We start from the raw sequence: 18,191 nt of genomic DNA on the forward strand, positions 1-18,191 counted from the left end.
CGGTGGACACGGCTGCTGGACCTGGAGCTCACCGTATGCAAGACTCTCTCAAACTAAGATAATCAGTTTGTGAGGGGTGTGGGTATGTCTGGGGAGCTGGTGATTCGGCTGTCGGACGAGGAACGGTTCGAGGCGGTTCGCGTGCTGGACGCCGCGGTCGCCGACGGCCGCCTCACCTGGGACGAGCATGCCGAGTGGTCCGATCTGGTCTGGGCGGCCAAGACCGAGGGCGACCTCGTGCCTCAGCTCGCTGACCTCGCGCAGACCGCGTCCGCGCAGCGGGTCGTTGCCACGATCAGCAAGGTCATCCGAACGCCCGAAGCGACAAGGGAAGTCACCGCGCGGGCGACCTTCGGGGCGGTTGTGTTGAACCTGGAGGGGATGCGGCCTGGTGAGTACGTCCGGGTCGTTGCCGACGCGTTCTGCGGCAAGGTTGTGGTCTCTGTTCCCGCGAATGCCGTCGTGATCGATGAAGGGACCGCTGTCATGGGCAAACGCGGCATCTTCGGTGCCGCTCGTGGACAGGGTGGGCCGGTTGTCCGGATCGCTGGCCGGGTGACTATGGGCAATATCAAGGTCTTTCGAGGTCACGCATGATTACCTGAGACATAATGGCTTTTTGTCACACGGGCGCGGTAAGTTGCTGGCAGCCCGTGTGACAAGGAGATGCGCATGTCCACCGCTGTCTCGACCACCACGCACTTCCGAACCTGCCCGCTGTGCGAGGCCACGTGTGGCCTGAAGATCACGATGGCTGGCGACCGCGTCGTCGACGTCCGTGGCGACAAGGACGACGTCTTCACCAACGGCTTTATCTGCCCGAAGGGCGCCAAGTTCGGCGATCTCGACATGGATCCCGACCGGCTGAGCAAGCCTTTGGTCAAGCGTGCTGGCCAGTTCGTCGAGGTGACGTGGGACGAGGCCTTCGCTGAAGTCGATCGCGGACTGAAGGCGGTACGCGAGAAGCACGGGACCAACGCAGTCGCGTTGTACATGGGCAACCCGAGCGTGCACACGATGGCGGGCCCGGTCTTCAACGGTGTGTTCGCCAAGAGCCTCGGCACGCGCAACGTCTACACCGCGAGCACGAGCGACCAGATGCCCAAGCACGTATCCAGCGGGTACATCTTCGGCGATCCGTATTCGATTCCGGTCCCGGACATCGACCGCACCGACTACCTGCTGATGCTCGGCGCCAACCCGCTGGAGTCCAACGGAAGTCTGTGCACCGCACCCGATTTCCCCGGCAGGCTCAAGAAACTCCGGGCAAGGGGCGGGAAGTTCGTGGTGGTCGACCCGCGCCGCACCCGCACCGCCGACCTGGCCGACCAGCACCTGTTCATCCGGCCAGGCGCGGATGCCGCCTTCCTCTTCGCGCTGGTGCACACCCTGTTCGACGAGAACCTCGCGGTCGAGGTGCCCGAAGTCAACGGCGTGGCCGAACTGCGTGTGCTGGCCTCGAAGTTCTCGCCGGAAGTGGTCTCAGACTCTTGTGGCATCGAGGCCGGGGCGATCAGGCAGGTCGCCCGTGAACTCGCGGCCGCGCCAACTGCAGTGGTGTACGGCCGGATCGGCACAACGACAGCCGAGTTCGGCACGATCTCGAGCTGGCTGGTCGACGCGTTGAACGTCCTCACCGGAAACCTGGACACGCCCGGCGGCGCGATGTTCCCGCGCTCGGCGGCCCGCGCGACCTACGTGAAACGCAAGCCATTCCGGACCGGGCGCTGGCACAGCCGCGTGCGTGGATTCGCCGAAGCCATTGGCGAGCTGCCGACCGCGACCCTCGCTGACGAGATCGAAACACCAGGTGAGGGGCAGGTTCGGGCGTTGTTCACGGTCTGCGGCAACCCGGCGTCGTCCGCGCCGAACGCCCCGAGGCTCGCGGCAGCGTTGGCAGACCTCGAATTCATGGTCAGTGTGGATCCGTACGTCAACGAAACCACGCGGCACGCGACCGTGATCCTGCCGCCGCCGCGGATGACCCAGTCGCCACACTTCGACTTCGGTTTCACCCAGTTCGGGGTCCGCAACTTCGCGAACTTCTCACCGCCCGCCTTGCCCTTGCCGCAAGGGCGCCCGAGCGAAGCCGCGATCATGGCCAGGCTCGTGATGATCGCCGCTGGTCAGGGTCCTGAGGCCGACCTGAGCGGGCTTGAGGAGATGATGATCGGCGGGCTGCTGGCCAAGGCCGTCCAAATCGACGGATCCCCAGTTCACGGCGCCGATCCCACTGAGCTGCGCCAGATGATCGAGGGTGACGGGCCGCTGGAGCGATTCCTCGACCTCTCGCTCCGGCTCGGACCGTACGGCGATGGTTTCGGCGCGAATCCGGAAGGCCTGAACCTCGGGACCTTGCTCGCCAACCCGCACGGCGTCGATCTTGGCCCGTTGCGGCCAAGGCTGGCCGAGGTTCTGTCCACTGCGGACGGAAAGGTGCACCTGTGCCCGCCAGAGATTTCCGCGGACGTGCCCAGGTTGCTGGCGTGGCTTGAGGAACGGCCGCGTGGGATGGTCCTCATCGGACGCAGGCACCTGCGGTCCAACAACAGCTGGATGCACAACGTGCCCGCGCTGGTCACCGGCTCGAACACGTGCACACTGCACATCAACCCGCAAGACGCTGAAAAACTCTCGGTCACCACGGGCCAACGGGTGCGGGTGATGTCGCGGACCGGCACGATCGAGGTGTCCGTCGAGCCGACCGACAAGATCATGCCTGGCGTGGTCAGCCTGCCGCACGGCTGGGGCCACGACTCACCGGGCGTGCGGCTGTCGGTCGCCAGGAATACCAATGGTGTCAACGTGAACACCGTGACCGACGAGTCCATCCTGGACGTCCTGTCCGGCACCGCGGTGTTCAACGGCGTGCCGGTGGAGATAAAAGGCCTTTGATGCTTGGCTAGTCTTACGGGTTGTGACGGGACAGTTCGTTGGTCGGCGGGGTGAGCTCGACGAGCTCACCGGCAGGCTGCGTGCCGGGACCGGACATGTCGCCCTGGTCGCGGGCGAGCCGGGAATCGGCAAGACAAGGCTGGCCAACGAGCTCGCCGCGCACGCCGAGGCGAACGGCGTGTTCACCTGCTGGGGACGCGCGGTCCAGGAGGACGGAAGCCCGCCCTATTGGGCATTCCGGCAGGTGCTGAGGCAGCTCGCGCGGCTGCATCCGCCCGGAGAGCTCGCGGGTGAGCTGTCGCTGGTCGTGCCGGAGTTCGGTGACGGGCCCGCGATGACGCCAGCGGAGCGTTTCCGCGTCTTCGAAGCGGTCACCGAGTACGTAACGGGCATCGGCAAGGTCCTGATCGTGCTGGACGACCTGCAGTGGGCCGACCCGCCGACGCTGCAGCTGCTCGTCCACCTGGCACGGGCGATCGGATCGGCGCCAGTGATGATCCTGGTGACCTATCGCGACACTGAAGGCCCGCCAGCGCTGTCCACCGCCCTCGCGACTTTGACACGTGAGAACACGGTGTCTCGCATCCGGTTGACCGGACTGTCCGAAGTCGACGTCGCACTCCAGTTGGCTGATGTCACCGGCACAGACCTCGACGCCAGCGTGACGGCCGCGATCAGCCGCCGCACCGGCGGAAATCCGTTCTTCGTAGCCGAATTGGGCCGCATTCTCGATCAGGATCGCCTACCGGACGCGGTGCTCGATGCCGTGCGGGTCCGGCTGGACGGCTTGTCTCCCGACTGCCGGGACATGCTGACCGCGGCCGCAGTGCTTGGCAGGGAAGTAGATCCGGCCATTGTGGCCGAAGTTCTCGATCAGCCGCTCAACGACACCTTGACCACTGTGGACGAAGCCGTGCAGGCCGGTGTCCTGTCTGATGTGGATGGTTGGCGCTTCACGCACGACCTGGTCAGGGAAGCGGCGAGGCTGCTCATCCCGACGGCACGGCGCCTGGCACTGCACGAACGTGCCGCGACAGTTCTTGAGCAGCGTCCAGACGCGACGCAGCGGGTCGCGGAGATCGCCCACCACTGGCTGGAAGCCTTGCCAGCAAGCGATCCGACGAAGGCGGCCGAATGGGCCCGGCGCGCTGCGGACATCGCGATGGCACAGCTTGCCTGGGAGAACGCGGCAAGCCTGTACGCGCGCGCTTTGTGTGCGGCGCCTGACATCGGCCCGGCTGACCGGGCGAAGTTGTTGACCTCGCAGGGACTCGCGCAGTTGCGTCAAATGGACATTGTCGGCGGCGAGGAAACCCTGCGGCAGGCCGCAGTGTCGGCACGGGAATCGCGCGATGTCACCACGATCGCCGAGGTGGCGCTGGCGATGGAGACGGTCAGCAGTTCGGACTGGGTCACCCTGGGCAAATCGCTGTGTGACGAGGCACTGTCCGGATTGGACGATGGCCCGCTGAGAGCCCGGCTGCTGGCCCAGCGAGCCGCCGAGCTGGCGTTCTACGGCGCGCCGGGGTTGGCCGAACTCTCCGCCGAGGCCTTGGAAATCGCCGACCGCACGCAAGACCCTCGGGCGCTGAGGGCCGCGTTGCGGGCGCGTCAACTCGCGATGGCCGGGCCGGAAGGCGTGCACGAAAGACTGGCGCTCGGGGACCGGATGCTCGCGATCGGGCTGACGGACCACGACGCGGACGCCATGATGTGGGGCAGGCTCTGGCGGTTCGACGCGTTCTGCCAGCTCGGCAGGCTGGCCGATGCCGAACGGGAACTGCTGCCGATCAAGGAAGCGGTCGCTCAGGTCCGGACCAAGATCGCCCGCTGGCACTACGTCCGCGGCGAGGTCGCGGTCGCGCACGCGCGTGGCCGGTTCGCCGAGGCCCGTGAGCTGGCGTTGACCGCGATCGACCTGGTCAAGGAGACGGGCGGGCCGGTGGTGCTGGCCGTGTCGGTGTCCACAGTCGCCACGGTGGCCTCGATGACCGGCGACGAAGGTGACATCGTCGAGCGCTACCCGGACTACTTCTGCTCCCCGCCGGAGATCGTGTCCGCGATGGTCGGCGCGTGGCACGCCCAATGTGGGCGCCTCGACCTTGCCCGCCGGTGCTACCAACCCGCGCAGGTCAACGGCCCGATCGGCGGAATGCGCTGGTTGTCGGTGCTGGGCAGCCTTGCCCTGCTGGCCGCCGAATTCGACGACAAACAGACCGCAGCCGCCGCGTATCGGAGGCTGCTGCCCTACGAGGACCTCATCCTGTGCGGTGGCGCGGGAGTCGTGACCATGCACGGCGCAGTCGCTGGCGCGCTGGGCATCGCGGCTGCGGTGTGTGATCGTCTTGACGACGCCGTACGGCATCTGCGGCACGCCATCGAGATCAACGAACGCGCCGGAATGACGCCCTATGTCGCCACCGCACGCCTTGACCTGGCACGTGTGCTGGCACGACGCGACAGGCACGGCGACGCGGCCGAATCGGTCGCGTTGACCATGTCCGCGCGGGCGATCGCCGAGCAGCTGGGAATGCGGCGGCTGGTGGCCAGCGCGGAGTCCTTCTCCGGCCCGAAGCTGCTGTCACCACGTGAGGGCGAGATCGCTCGCCTTGTCGCGCAAGGGCTGACGAACAAGCAGATCGCCGCGGCCCTGCACATCTCGGTGCGGACCGTGGAGACGCACGTGCAGAACATCCTGGGCAAGCTCGGCGTGTCCAACAGGGGAGAGATCCAGTCCCGGCTGTGACCACGATGGTTACTCTTGGACATCGTGAGGGCGCAGTTCGTGGGTCGGCGCGGGGAGCTGGACGAGCTCGGCAGCCGGTTGCGCGCGGGCACCGGGCAGGTCGTGCTGGTGTCGGGCGAGCCGGGGATCGGCAAGACCAGACTGGCCAGCGAACTGACCACGGCCGCCGAGGCCAATGGCGTGCTCACCTGCTGGGGACGTGCGGTCCAGGATGACGGCAGCCCGTCGTACTGGCCGTTCCGGCAGGTCCTCAAGCTGCTGGCCAGGTTGTACGCGCCCGGCCAGCTGGCCGGTGACCTGTCGCTGCTCGTGCCGGAGTTCGGCGATGCGCCCGCGATGTCGCCGGGGGAGCGGTTCCGGGTTTTCGAGGCCGTCACGGAGTATCTGACCGGCGTTGGCAAGGTCCTGATCGTGCTGGACGACCTGCAGTGGGCCGATCCGCCGACCGTGCAGCTGCTCGTCCACCTTGCGCGGGCGATCGGCTCGGCTCCGGTGATGATCCTGGTGACCTATCGGGACACGGAGGTCCCACCGGCATTGTCGGCCGCGCTTGCTTCCTTGGCACGTGAGGAAACGGTGTCACGGATCCGATTGACCGGGTTGTCCGAAGCCGAAGTCGCTGTCCAGTTGACCAGCTTGACGGGTGCCACGGTCGAGGAGGATCTCGCGGCCGCGGTGAGCCGTCGGACCGGCGGAAATCCGTTCTTCGTTGCCGAGTTGGGTCGTATCCTCGACCAGGATCGCTTGCCCGACGCGGTCCTTGACGCGGTCCGGGTCCGCCTCGACGCGTTGTCCCAGTCCTGCCGCGGAATGCTCGCCGCGGCCACGGTTCTGGGTACTGACGTGGATCCGGCGCTTGTGGCCGCCGTGCTCGACTGGCCGCTTGACGATGTTCTGGCCTCTGTGGACGAGGCCATGGCGGCGGGCGTGCTGTCCACTTCGGATGGTTGGCGGTTCACGCACGACCTGGTCAGACAAGCCGCGAGCCTGCTCATGCCCACGGCACGGCGCTTGGCGTTGCATGCTCGGACCGCGATGGTGATGGAACAACGTCCAGAGGCTTTACGGCAGGCTGCGGAAATCGCGTACCACTGGCTGGAAGCGCTGCCCGCCGGTGACGCCATGAAGGCCGCCGAATGGGCCCGGCGCGCGGGCGACATCGCGATGGCACAGCTGGCTTGGGAGAACGCGGCGAACCTGTATGCGCGTGCTTTGCGTGTGGCCCCGGACATGCCGGACGTCGACCGGGCATCGGTGCTGACCAACCAAGGGATCGCGCAACTGCGCCAAATGGACATCGTCGGCGGCGAGCAGACGTTGCGGCAGGCTGCTTTGGTAGCGCGGACGTCCGGCGATGTCACCGTGATCGCCGAAGTGGCGTTGGCGATGGAGACCGTCAGCAGTTCGGACTGGGCGACCTTGGGGAAGTCGTTGTGCGACGAGGCGTTGACCTCGTTGGCGGAAGGCCCGTTGCGTTCCCGGCTACTGGCACAACAGGCCGCTGAGCTGGCTTTCCACGGATCACCGGACCTTGACGCGATCTCGAGCGAAGCCTTGGCCATCGCCGAACGGACCGCGGATCCGCAGGCTCTGCGTGCCGCGTTGCGGGCTCGTCAGCTGGCGTTGTCCGGCCCGGAAGGCGTGCGGGAGAGAGTGTTGCTTGGCGACCGGATGCTGACGATCGGGGTCACGGACAACGACCCGGAAGCCATGATGTGGGGCAGGCTGTGGCGGTTCGACGCCTTCTGCCAGCTCGGCCGGATGGCCGAAGCCGAGCGGGAACTGGTGCCCATCAAGGAAAGTGTGGCCAAGGTCCGCACCAAGATCGCGCGATGGCACTACCTGCGCAGCGAGATCGCCATCGAGCACGTGCGCGGACGCTTCGGCCGGGCACGTGAACTGGCGGCGGAAGCCATCGAGTTGGTGAAGGACAACGGCGGCCCGGTCGTGCTGGCCATCTCAGTGTCCACTTCGGCCTTGGTGGCCGGGATGACCGCCGACGAAGACGAGATCCTCGACGAATACCGGGATTACCTGTGCCACCCACCGGAAATGATCGCCGCGATGGTCGGTGCGTGGCACGCTCAATGTGGCCGTGTCGAGATCGCGCGGCTCTGTTTCGTTCCCGCGCAAGTAAACGATCTCATTGGCGGCATGCGACGCCTGTCGGTGCTGTGCGGTTTGGTCGTACTGGCCGCGCAATTCGGCGACAAAGAAACGGCATCGGTTGCGTACCAACGGTTGTTGCCGTACGAGGAGCTCATTCAGTGTGGCGGGGCCGGTGTGGTCACCATTGAAGGGGCTGTCGCTGGCTCCTTGGGGCTTGCGGCGGCTGTGTGTGATCGCCTTGACGACGCGGTCCGTCACCTCCGGAAGGCCATCGAGATCAACGAACGCGTTGGGTTGCCGCCGTACGTCGCCATGGCAATGCTCGACTTGGCCCGGGTGCTGACGCGCCGCGACCGACCCGGAGACGCCGCCGAATCCGTCGCGATCGCGCTGTCCGCACGCGCGATGGCTGAGCAGATGGGCATGCGTCGCCTTGTGGCTTCCTCGGAATCCCTTACTGGGCCTAGAGTTCTGTCGCCACGGGAAGGCGAGATCGCCCGGCTCGTCGCACAGGGCTTGACGAACAGGCAGATCGCCGCGGCCGTGCACATTTCCGTGCGCACTGTGGAGACACACGTGCAGAACATCCTCGGCAAGCTCGGCGCGACCGGCCGCGCCGAAATCCGAGCCAAGATGCCCTAATTTGCCGGAACAGCAACTTTCCGTGCCAGATCGTGGCCTGGCGGGCGAGACTGAGCGCATGCCGACAACAGCCCGCCGCCGCAAAGACACCCCGCCGCCCCGGACCGGAGGCAGCGAGATGGAAGTCCTCCGCGGCTTCCTCGACTACCTCCGGACATCGATCCCCGCAAAGGTCGACGGCGCGCCCGAACCTGACGTCCGAACAGCCGCCGTACCATCGGGCACGAACCTGCTCGGCCTGCTCAACCATCTCACCTTCGTCGAGCGTTCGACCTTCCTCGGCGTCAAAGTGACCAATTGGAAAGCCACATTCCACGCCGCGCCAACGGACAGCGTGGCCGATGTCGTTGCTGAAGCCCGTGTCCACCGTTCCTGAAGGGTGTGTCCACCACTCCTGCATGCCGTGTTGACCGTTGCTTGCGAGCGTGTTCGGCTTTGGTTGCCGGTTTATTTTGCTTTCCAGCGTCGTGGACACCTCCGATGCCAGCGGGGCTAGTCCACTGCCGTGCCGCAGGTCATGTTGATCTCGGTGCCGGTGATCGTGCGGGCCCAGTCCGACGCCGCGAACGCTGCCACGTTGCCGACATCCTCAAGCGAAGCAGTACGGCCGGTGAGCGTTCCCTTCTTGAAGCTTTCGACGATCATCTCGCGGTTTTCGTAGTCGAGGGGGATCGACTCCACCAGGCCACTGGTTCGCAAAGTGAGCACACGGATCCCATACCGCCCCAGTTCCACCGCGAGTTGGCGGCGCATCGACTCCACCGCGTCGAACGTGACTTCCATGCCGCCGAAGTTGTAGTCGTGCATCAGCGGGCTGCGCTCCACCGACCCGCCGAAGGCCATGATCACGCCGGACTTCTGCTTGATCATGTGCCTGGCCGCCGCGCACGAGGTGAGGAATTTCGAGCTGACGGCCGTGATCAGCGGGCTGATGTAGTCCGCGAGGGTCATCTCGACCATCGGGGTGCCTTGGATGTCCGTGTCCGTGATGACGTTCATCGAGATGTCGATACTGCCTGCCTGCTCGACGACAGCGTCCGTGTGCGCGTTGACCTGGCGTTCGTCGAGGGCGTCGACCTGGGCGATCGCCACGTTTCCGCCGATGCGTTCCGCGGCCTTCTCCAGGGTCGCCAGTGTCCGGCCGACCAGGAAGACCCGGGCGCCTTCGCGGACGAAGGCGCTGGCCACGGCCGTACCGACGGTTCCGCCGCCGTAGATGATCGCGTTCTTTCCGTCGAGCAACATGCCTGCCTCCTGGGTTGTGTTTTGCCTCTACAACCCGGCAGGTCAGCCGAACTCATCGCGGTTCAGGCAGGAAGTTCGGCAGGCAGCCCGTACTTGGGGAAATCCGCGGTCAGGAACGACACGACCTCGGCGATCCGGTCGCCTTCGAACCGCAGCAAGTCCAGCCCGGTGGGTAGGTAGCGGGCACCGTCGAGGCGGTACGTGCCGAACGCGAGTTGGCCGTTCGCCCGCACCGGCAGGAACTTCCAGCGGAACTCCAGCGGTGTCGCCAGGAAGCCGCGGATGGCCTCGTGGCCCTGGTACCACTCGGGCAACGGAGGCATGGCGTACTTCGCGTCCTCGGTCAGCATGGCCACGATCGCGTCCACGTCACCTTCTTCCCAGGCCGCGGCGTACTGATCGGCCGCCTTTTGCAGCTCAGGCCCGGGTTCGACGTACTCGCGCGGTGTGACGATCTTGCGTGCGCGCTGCAAAGCGCTGTTCACGGCAGCGACCGTGGTGTCGAGCTGCGAGGCGACCTCCTGGGCTGAGAACCCCAGGACTTCGCGCAGGACGAGCACGGCCCGTTGGGTCGCCGTCAAGTGCTGCAACGCGGCGACGAAGGCGAGCTCGATGCCTTCTCTGGCCAGGTAAGTGGCCTCGGGGTCGTCCGGGTAGGGCTCAAGCCACACGGGATCGTCGGTGTGGGACAGATCGGTCGGCAGCTCCCGTTTCGCTCGTTTCTCCAGCAATGTCAGGCACCTGTTCGTGGCGATCTTGTACAACCACGCCCTGAGGTGCACGCCGTCGAACCGGTCGGCCGTGCGCCACGCCCGGACCATCGTCTCCTGCAGCGCGTCCTCGGCGTCCTGCACGGACCCGAGCATCCGGTAGCAGTGTGCCTGCAACTCGCCGCGCAGCACGTCGACCTCAGCCCATTCCACCAGGTCAGCGTATACAGTGCGGCCCATGCAGGCGTGGGAGAACTGGTTGGCCGTGCTGGAGTCCCATGGTTTCGCGGCACGCGCGATGACAAAGCCGGGCGCGTCCGAGCAGGACATCGCGGCGTTCAGTGCCAAGACTGGCATCCAGGGCGAACTGCTGGACCTCTACCGGATCAGCGACGGCCAGCTCGAACCGTGGCGCAGTGAACTGCCTGGCGCTACGGATCTGTTCCCGTGCGCCAGGTTCGTGCCGATCGCCGACGCTCTTGAGCTGTGGCAGGACTGGCAGGAGCCGCGTGTTCCGTTCACTTTGGACGCTGGCGGCGAGTCGCTCGCGGTGGCGCTGTCCGGCGAGGTCGTCGATATGGAGACCGGTGCCGTCCACGCTGCGACATTGGTGGGGTATCTGGCTCAGCTGGCCACATCGCCGCTGGAGATCAGCGATGATGATGGTGTGCTGACTTGGGACGTACGCTAGTGGACTTGGTGCTGACCGGCGGCCGGGTGATCGACCCGGAGAGCGGGTTCGACGAGGTCGCGGACGTCGGCATCGCCGGTGACCGGGTCGTGTCGGTGTCGACCGCGCCGCTCGAGTGCTCGAATCGCATCGACGTGTCCGGCCTGGTGGTGTGCCCTGGGTTCATCGACCTGCACAGCCACGGCCAGGCGATTCCCGAACAACGCCTGCAAGCGTTGGACGGCGTGACCACGGCGTTGGAACTCGAAGCAGGCACCACGACTGTCGCTGCCGCGTACGCGCATGCCGCGTCTCAGGGACGGCCGCTGAACTACGGCTACGCCACCTCGTGGGCGCTGGCCAGGATGATCGAGCTGATCGGTGCGACGCCTGCGCCGAATCTGCAGGCGATCCTCAAGCATTTGGGCAATCCGGCCTGGCAGGTACCTGCTTCGGTGAAGCAGCGGGCGCGGATCTTCCAACGGCTGTACCAGGATCTGGCCGACGGCGCGCTCGGCATCGGGATCCTGGTCGGGTACGCGCCACAGGTCGATCCCGACGAGTTCGTGATGGTCGCGGGGCTCGCGGCGCAAGCGGGCGTGCCCACGTACACCCACGCGCGCCCGTTGATCGAGGTCGACCCGGGCGTCCCGGTCGACGGCGCCTCGGAGATCATCCGGGCCGCTGGCGAGACCGGCGCGCACATGCATTACTGCCACGTCAACAGCACCTCGGCGCGGCGCATCGAGAAGGTGCGGACACTCCTGGACAAGGCACAGGCCGAGGGCGCGCCCGTGTCGGTCGAGGCCTACCCGTATGGCGCCGGATCCACCGCGATCGGCGCGGCTTTCCTTGCCCCGGAAGCGTTGAAGCGCTCAGACCTCAAGCCGAGCGACATTGTGGTCGTCGCGACGGGCGAGCGGATCGCCGACGAGAAACGCCTGCTGGAGTTGCGGGCCGCGGATCCCGGCGCGTTGGTGATGGTGTACTTCCTCGACGAGACGAATCCGGTTGACCACAAGCATCTGGAGCGCGCCCTGACCTATCCGGGCGGCGCGATCGCCAGCGACGCAGTGCCGTTGACGTGGCCAGGACAGCCGCCGCCACCGATGACCTGGCCGTTGCCGCCTGGGACCCTTGTACATCCGCGCAGTGCGGGGACTTTTGCCAAGGTATTGCGGACTTTGTGGCGGGAAAGCGGATTGCTGTCGCTGCCAGAGGCGATCGCGCGGTGTTCACTGATTCCCGCGCAGATCCTGGAGAAAGCGGTGCCCGCCATGTGTCGTAAAGGACGGCTCACGGCGGGCAGTGACGCGGATGTACTGGTTTTCGACCCTGTTCGGATCGCTGACCAAGCGACCTATGTGGACGGTGTGCGGCCGTCGGTCGGCGTGGTTCACTTACTCGTCAACGGTTCCTTTGTGGTCCGTGACTCGTCGCTGGTACTGGATTCGTTGCCGGGCAGGCCGGTTCGCGCCTCGATGTCCCTCAGTGCGAACGCCGAGTAGAGAGCGGCGAGCAGGCAGCCCGCGCCCATCAGGACGAACGCGAGACCCGCGCTCGCTCCTTCGAGCAGCGCGCCGGTCAGCGACACCCCGATTGGCCCGGCGATCAACGCGAGCGACGCGATACTGCCGATCACCCTGCCGCGCAACCGTTCCGGCGTCCGTTCCTGGATCAGGACGGCCGTGATCGGGTTGATCGGCGCGGCCGCGACGCCGACGAGCGCGGCAAGCACAGCCATCGGAATGCCCGACGCGAACAGCATCAGCCCGACCCCGGTAATCACCAGGCCCCACAGGAGAACCGGGCGACGCCGGAGCTTGGTCGCGATGGCTCCGTACACAATGGCGCCCACAATGCCGCCGACCCCGAACATGGTCATGACCAAGCCAAGCAACCCCGGGTTGCCCATGCTCTGGGCCTGTGCCGTCAGCACGATCGAGATCGGGGCGACGAACAGGATCAGCAGCATGGCCGACAAACCGGCGCCACGCAGAATCGGCTGACGCCAGACGAACGTGAAACCCTCTGCCACGGAACGGAAGTAGTGATCCGGGGCGGCATGCCTTGTGTCACGCGGGACCGTCAGTCGCGTGAGGACAACGGCACCGAAGAACATGCCGACCGTGACCCACAACGTGTTGGTGGCACCCGCAAGCGCGATGAACAATGCGGCAAGCCCTGGTGCCACGATGTTCCCGAGACCTTCGATCGCTTCGCCCCACGCGTTCACCCGTTCAAGCGGGATCTTCGCGTGCCTTGCCACGTCTGGCCGCAGTGATTCCCGTGCCGCCATACCGGGCCCGTCGAACAATGCGCCGAGCGCGACAAGGATCGCGATGAGGGCCGTGTTCAGGCCGAGCGTGCTGTCCAAAATGGGTAGTGCGGCCACGGCGAGTGCGCTGAAGATGTCGGCGATGATGCTCAGTCGCCGGCGTCCCCATCGGTCGATCAGCGCGCCGCCGAACAATGTGGACAGTGCCAACGGACCGAGCGCGGCAGCGGCAAGCAGACCGGCGAGCCCTGGGCTCCCGGTCCGTTCCAGCACGAGCCACGGGATGGCGATACCGGTGATCGCGTTGCCCGCGACCGAAAGACCGGTGGCGCTGAGCAAGCCGATGACCGCAATCATGTCCCGAGGCCCTGCATGACGGTTTTCATCACGAGCTTCGGCGCGTCGAGCGGCGCGAGCTTGCCGAGGGAGATGGCTTCCCACGCGGTGTAGAACGCGGCGTCCAACGTGGACAGAATCCACCAGTCCGGCACGTCGGTCCTGAGCTTGCCAGCCTCCTGGCCACGCCGAATGAGCCGCAGCAGCGGCTCGCCGGACTGTTCGTAGCGGGCAAGGAGGTCGGGCACGTCGTCGAGGCCGATCTGGCGGTACATGAACTCGATCCGCGGCCCTAATGGGATCAGGGCCGTGATCGCCCGCTCAAGCGCCTCGACGACGTCCTTGCCGGGCACGTCGAGCTGCGCGTCGGTCATCGCCTTGTCGACGCGGTCGTAGGCATCGTGCGCCAACGCGACGAGGAGGTCCTGCCGGGTGGCGTAGCGTTTGTGCAGCGTGGTGCGGCTGACCCCGGCCGCTTTCGCTACGTCCCCCAGCGAGGCACTCGGGTCAGCCAGCAGCACGGCGGTGGCTACATCCAAGATCGAGTGAACACTCATGTTCAGAAGTGTACATGAGTGTTCACCGTCTTGCGTGCACGGTTTCCGCGATCTCCGCGTCCAAAGAGCGTGGCGCCGTGAGGTCCAGGTACATCTCGTGCCGGTACACGTCGTCCAAATACCCGATATCCAGGATCTGAGCGGGCATGCGGGTCAGCTTCGCCACCGCGCCGCCGAACCGGGCCATCCGCTGCAGCACGTGCGTCGGAACCTCACGCACCGCGGGTGATTTGCCAGAGGCGGCCGCCATTCGAAGGATCAACTCCTTCCACGACAGGTTTTCCTCAGCGACTGGGATATCGGCGTTCGATTGCTCTTCGAGTGCCGTCACAGTCGCGTCGCCAATGGCCTTGAGGCTGGCGACGGCTGTGCCGCCGGTGGGAACGACCACAGGGAAGGGGGAGCGCAACCACTTCACCCACACGGTCGACCATTCAGGCACTCGACCGGGTGCCACACCGAACACATAAGGAATCTGAACAGTCGCCAGCGACATTGACCCGGCAACTTCACGGGCCTCGTTCGCCTGCGATAACCGTGCCCGCACATACGGGTGCCGGGATAACCGCCATTCCGGGTGAAGACGCTGGAAGTGCACGAAATACGAGCCCAATAACACCGCCCGGGTGCAACCCGCGTCCCTTGCGGCACGCACAAACTTCACGGCCGGATCCACATAACCGGTACGCAGACGGTCCTCAACATGCGCAGGACCTTCATCCAGCACGCCGCCCGCGAACACCACCGCGTCGTAGCCAGCCAATAACTCGGTTAACGAGTCGTGGCTCGCGGTGCACAGGTCGACCGCGTGATCAACGCCTGACCTGCGGGTTCGTGCCATCACTGCTACTTCGTGCTCGCGTCGGCGGGCCTGCTGCACCACGTGGTGCCCGAGCAGGCCGCTACCACCGGCGACCATGATCATCATGGCTGCACCCTCTCATGAGTTTCGAAACACGTTGATCCTGAGTCGCCTTTTCGACATCTGTTCTTGCCAGGCTGCCCGCGTGCAGACAACCGCGGTCGAGCGGGGCCGCAAATTCAACAACGTCATGGCCGCGATCGCCGCCCGCCTCCCGTTCGGGCTCAGCCGGATCGTGCCACCGAGCCTGCTCGGCTTCGCCGTCATCAACAGCTTCACCTTCGGCGTCGATCTGCTGCTGCTCTTCCTGCTGCACGGCGTGCTCGACGTCGTGCTCTGGTTGAGTATCACGATCGCGTACGCATGCGCTTTCGCGCTGAGTTATTTCCTGAACCGGGCGTTCAACTTCCGGTCGCACGCGCCAGTTGGCCCGCAGTTCGGCATCTATGTCGTCGTTGTCGTCATCAACTATCTCGCGTGGATCCTCGGGGTCGGCAGCGGTCTCGCCGCTCTGGGCGTCGACTACCGGATCGCCAGACTGGCCGCTGGGGCATGCGAAGCCGTCTACATGTACGCCGCAATGCGCTGGGTGGTCTTCCGTAAATGACCACTAGTGTTCCCCTGTGGGGATCACTGTTTTCATCGTGCCCGGATTGGCGCTCGCACCAGCTGAATGGTGGCCGTTGCGTGATCGGATCGGCGAGTTCGCCGATGTGATCGTGTGGGAACGGCAGGCAACGGCCATCAAGGCGATCGTCGATGAGGCGGTCGACAGGCTCAAGAGCGTTGACGGACCGATTGTGCTCGTCGGGCATTCCCAAGGCGGCCTTTACGTCGACGCGATCGCCCGCGTGATCACCCCGAGTGGCATGGTTCTGCTCGATCCCGTGCATCCCCGAAACGACCGGCTCTGGGCGGAATTGCCCGCGAAGTTGTTTCGTAACAGCGGGTCGGATATCGGCATGCGCATGCGGACCGCCCGTTTCTTCACCAGGCTCAAGCTCGGCGGGCTGTTCAAATCCGCTCTGCTGAAGAACTATCAGGGGCATCCCGCTGTTGACAGTATCTGGCAGTACGTGAATCGCGTCGAGGTCTACGACAACGCCTTGGCCGAGTACGAGCGGAACATCCCGTGTGATCTCGACGAGTTCGGCCCGTTTCCGGACATCCACGTGGTCAACCTGGTACACGATCCCGGTGTCCTTATTGGACAGTTCAGGCTGTCCGCGGAGGACGGCCAGCGCGTCGAGACACTGTGGAGCGAACTACTGCGCGACCACCCCGGTACCGAGGTCGTCGAAGGCGCTGGGCACCTGATCCACATCGACCGGCCGGACGCCGTCCTGCACGCCGTGAAACGAGTCTGTGACCTGGTGGGGTGACGATTTGCCGGTTCGGCCACGGCGCGGCCTTGACGCTGTTACCGTGAGACGCCGAGTTGCGGACTGAGCAGCCGGGCCCCACGATGAGGCCGGTTTGAGTCCGATGTGGAGGGGAACAGTGTCCAGCGGGGGACGACTCACGGTTCTGTTGTGTGCCGGTGCATTGCTGCTGACCGCGTGCGGCGGGGACGGCAACAAGTTCGCCTACCTGTTCGGCGAGCAAGGGGCGACCGGCGGCGAGCAGCCACAGGCTGAGGCCCCGTACGTACCGGACTACCCGGTCGCGGACTACGAGAAGGAGAACATCCCGGTCCTGCAGGCCCTTCGCCAGATCGACCCGTGCGCGATGCTCGACCTCGAAGTGATCAAGAAGATCTCCGAAGGCCCCGAGCTGAACTCGATCGCCCCCGGCGACCTGCTCAACGAGTGCACGGTCAGCGTCGGCCAGAACGATCTCAAGGAGACCTGGTCGTTCGAGGTCATCGCGGGCGTGCCGGTTGGCGCGGACGGTGCGGAGGACATCGCCGGGGTGCAGTTCACCAAGTTCTCGTCCAGGCCAACCTCGTGCAATTACACCACCCCGATGAGTAAGACGTTCGGCCTCGCGCTGCAGACGACGTGGCACGGCCTGAGCAGTGAGCAGCCGCCGAAGCCCTCGTGTGACGTGGCCAAGCAGTACCTGACCGACACGATCGCCAGGTGGAAGACGCCGCCGAAGCGCTCGGAGCACAAGACCACGCCCGCGTTGCCGCTGGCCACGATCGACCCGTGCATCGCGGCGAAGACTCTGCTCGGCACTGGCGAGGGCCACGTGCGGATCTCCGCGCCATATCGCTGCTCGGTGCAGCCGAAGCAGGGCGACCGGCCGGACAAGACGGCCCCGAGCCAGAACATCGACGTCTCGTTGTTGTTCGGCAACGATCCGGTGCAGCAGATCCCGGTCAACCCGACGAGCTTCAAGCCAGCGCAGATCAAGGGCAAGCCCGCAGCCGTCTCCCAGTCGAGGTCAAGCTGCCGGATCACCGTTCAGTACAGCGCGGATACCATGGTCAAGGTGGACGAGGCCAAGGGGCAGGAGCCGGCCCGTACCCAGGTCATCGAGGTCAATGCGGGCACGTGCGAGGCCGCGAACGCCGCAGCGGAAACGGTCGTCGGCCGGATGCTCGAAGTGAAGGTTCCGCCCGCTCGTCAGCCAGCGCCGGGCGCGGTCAAACTCGGCGACCTCAACCCGCCCAAGTCGTGGCAGGAAGTCGGCGCGCCAGCCGACCCGTGCACGGTGATCGGCTGGGAGGCGTTCCCGCCGGAAGCCCGTGACTCCAAGGGCCTCAAGCCAACCCGCCGCCCGCCGGAGAAGGACAGCGTGTTCAAGGCCGCGTGCCGGTTCGAGGCAGGCGGCGCGGAACTCACGGTGGACAAGGACAAAGGGGCGACCTCGAAGCTCTCGGTCATGATCGCGCTGATCGTGTGGGGCGACGACGCCTCCGGCATGAGCGCCGATCCTGCGAAGCGCAAGGGATCCGTGGCCAAGGAATACAGCGGAAAGCCAGGACTTGAGGAGGGCGGCACGAGCTCGAACGGCGACCCGGAATGCCTTGGCATTGTGCAGACTTCCAAGGGCTACTGGGGTATTTCGGTCACCAACGCCGCGTTCCCGAACGTGCAGCCCTGCGCGATCAGCAACAGCGTGCTGACCGCGATCGCCGCCAAAATGTGAGGTCAACCCTCGTGAGTGGTTACGCCGGTTAGAACCGGCGTAACC

At 65.8% G+C, this 18,191-nt stretch carries 14 protein-coding genes and 1 pseudogene; 10 read left to right on the top strand and 5 right to left on the bottom strand.

The annotated features are described in order from the left end of the window. Positions 1-84 precede the first annotated feature (84 nt). The 5 genes and pseudogenes from LWC34_RS56295 to LWC34_RS56315 form a co-directional block, all read left to right on the top strand. A complete protein-coding gene (locus LWC34_RS56295; protein WP_233735159.1) occupies positions 85-597 on the top strand; it encodes a DUF1707 SHOCT-like domain-containing protein in 513 nt (170 codons plus the stop codon). Positions 598-672: 75 nt separating this feature from the next. After that, positions 673-2,895, top strand: coding sequence for a molybdopterin oxidoreductase family protein (locus LWC34_RS56300; RefSeq protein ID WP_233735161.1), 2,223 nt, complete (start codon positions 673-675; stop codon positions 2,893-2,895). Positions 2,896-2,917: 22 nt separating this feature from the next. Then, on the top strand, positions 2,918-5,641 hold the full coding sequence (locus tag LWC34_RS58615) for an ATP-binding protein (protein WP_233735163.1): 2,724 nt from the start codon (positions 2,918-2,920) through the stop codon (positions 5,639-5,641). A gap of 24 nt (positions 5,642-5,665) precedes the next feature. Beyond that, entirely contained in the window at positions 5,666-8,392 is a 2,727-nt protein-coding gene (locus LWC34_RS56310; protein WP_233735165.1) for an ATP-binding protein, read from the top strand. Between the two features lie 58 nt (positions 8,393-8,450). Beyond that, positions 8,451-8,753: pseudogene (locus LWC34_RS56315) on the top strand (mycothiol transferase); the annotation flags it as partial. A 131-nt stretch (positions 8,754-8,884) separates the two neighbouring features. Here LWC34_RS56315 and LWC34_RS56320 read toward each other — a convergent pair. Together LWC34_RS56320 and LWC34_RS56325 are read right to left on the bottom strand one after the other, a co-directional pair. Beyond that, positions 8,885-9,637, bottom strand: a complete 753-nt coding sequence (locus tag LWC34_RS56320) for an SDR family NAD(P)-dependent oxidoreductase (RefSeq protein ID WP_233735167.1) — start codon at positions 9,635-9,637, stop codon at positions 8,885-8,887. Between the two features lie 62 nt (positions 9,638-9,699). Then, on the bottom strand, positions 9,700-10,560 hold the full coding sequence (locus LWC34_RS56325) for an RNA polymerase subunit sigma-70 (protein ID WP_233735169.1): 861 nt from the start codon (positions 10,558-10,560) through the stop codon (positions 9,700-9,702). Between the two features lie 25 nt (positions 10,561-10,585). Here LWC34_RS56325 and LWC34_RS56330 point away from each other — a divergent pair, with 25 nt between their 5' ends. Both LWC34_RS56330 and LWC34_RS56335 read left to right on the top strand, forming a co-directional pair. Next, positions 10,586-11,038, top strand: a complete 453-nt coding sequence (locus LWC34_RS56330) for an SMI1/KNR4 family protein (protein WP_233735171.1) — start codon at positions 10,586-10,588, stop codon at positions 11,036-11,038. After that, positions 11,023-12,525 carry an amidohydrolase family protein gene (locus LWC34_RS56335; protein WP_235731566.1) on the top strand — a complete coding sequence of 501 codons (1,503 nt, stop codon included), beginning with the start codon at positions 11,023-11,025 and terminating at the stop codon, positions 12,523-12,525. Before LWC34_RS56330 ends, LWC34_RS56335 begins: the two co-directional genes overlap by 16 nt. Here the strand turns inward: LWC34_RS56335 and LWC34_RS56340 are convergent. From LWC34_RS56340 to LWC34_RS56350, 3 genes are read right to left on the bottom strand one after another with little or no spacing between them, the layout of a single operon-like run. After that, entirely contained in the window at positions 12,414-13,652 is a 1,239-nt protein-coding gene (locus LWC34_RS56340; protein ID WP_233735173.1) for an MFS transporter, read from the bottom strand. The two genes, LWC34_RS56335 and LWC34_RS56340, sit on opposite strands and share 112 nt — an antisense overlap. After that, entirely contained in the window at positions 13,649-14,188 is a 540-nt protein-coding gene (locus tag LWC34_RS56345) for a TetR/AcrR family transcriptional regulator (protein WP_233735175.1), read from the bottom strand. Before LWC34_RS56345 ends, LWC34_RS56340 begins: the two co-directional genes overlap by 4 nt. 22 nt (positions 14,189-14,210) lie before the next feature. Further along, positions 14,211-15,116, bottom strand: coding sequence for an NAD(P)H-binding protein (locus tag LWC34_RS56350; protein WP_233735177.1), 906 nt, complete (start codon positions 15,114-15,116; stop codon positions 14,211-14,213). Between the two features lie 79 nt (positions 15,117-15,195). Here LWC34_RS56350 and LWC34_RS56355 point away from each other — a divergent pair, with 79 nt between their 5' ends. From LWC34_RS56355 to LWC34_RS56365, 3 genes are all read left to right on the top strand, one after another. Next, entirely contained in the window at positions 15,196-15,657 is a 462-nt protein-coding gene (locus LWC34_RS56355; protein WP_233735179.1) for a GtrA family protein, read from the top strand. A gap of 16 nt (positions 15,658-15,673) precedes the next feature. Continuing rightward, positions 15,674-16,432, top strand: a complete 759-nt coding sequence (locus tag LWC34_RS56360) for an alpha/beta fold hydrolase (RefSeq protein WP_233735181.1) — start codon at positions 15,674-15,676, stop codon at positions 16,430-16,432. Positions 16,433-16,550: 118 nt separating this feature from the next. After that, positions 16,551-18,146 (top strand): hypothetical protein, encoded by a 1,596-nt coding sequence (locus tag LWC34_RS56365; protein ID WP_233735183.1) that lies wholly within the window; start codon positions 16,551-16,553, stop codon positions 18,144-18,146. Positions 18,147-18,191: the final 45 nt, after the last annotated feature.

It is taken from the genome of Kibdelosporangium philippinense, assembly GCF_021390435.2.
GTDB classification, from domain to species: Bacteria; Actinomycetota; Actinomycetes; order Mycobacteriales; family Pseudonocardiaceae; genus Kibdelosporangium; species Kibdelosporangium philippinense.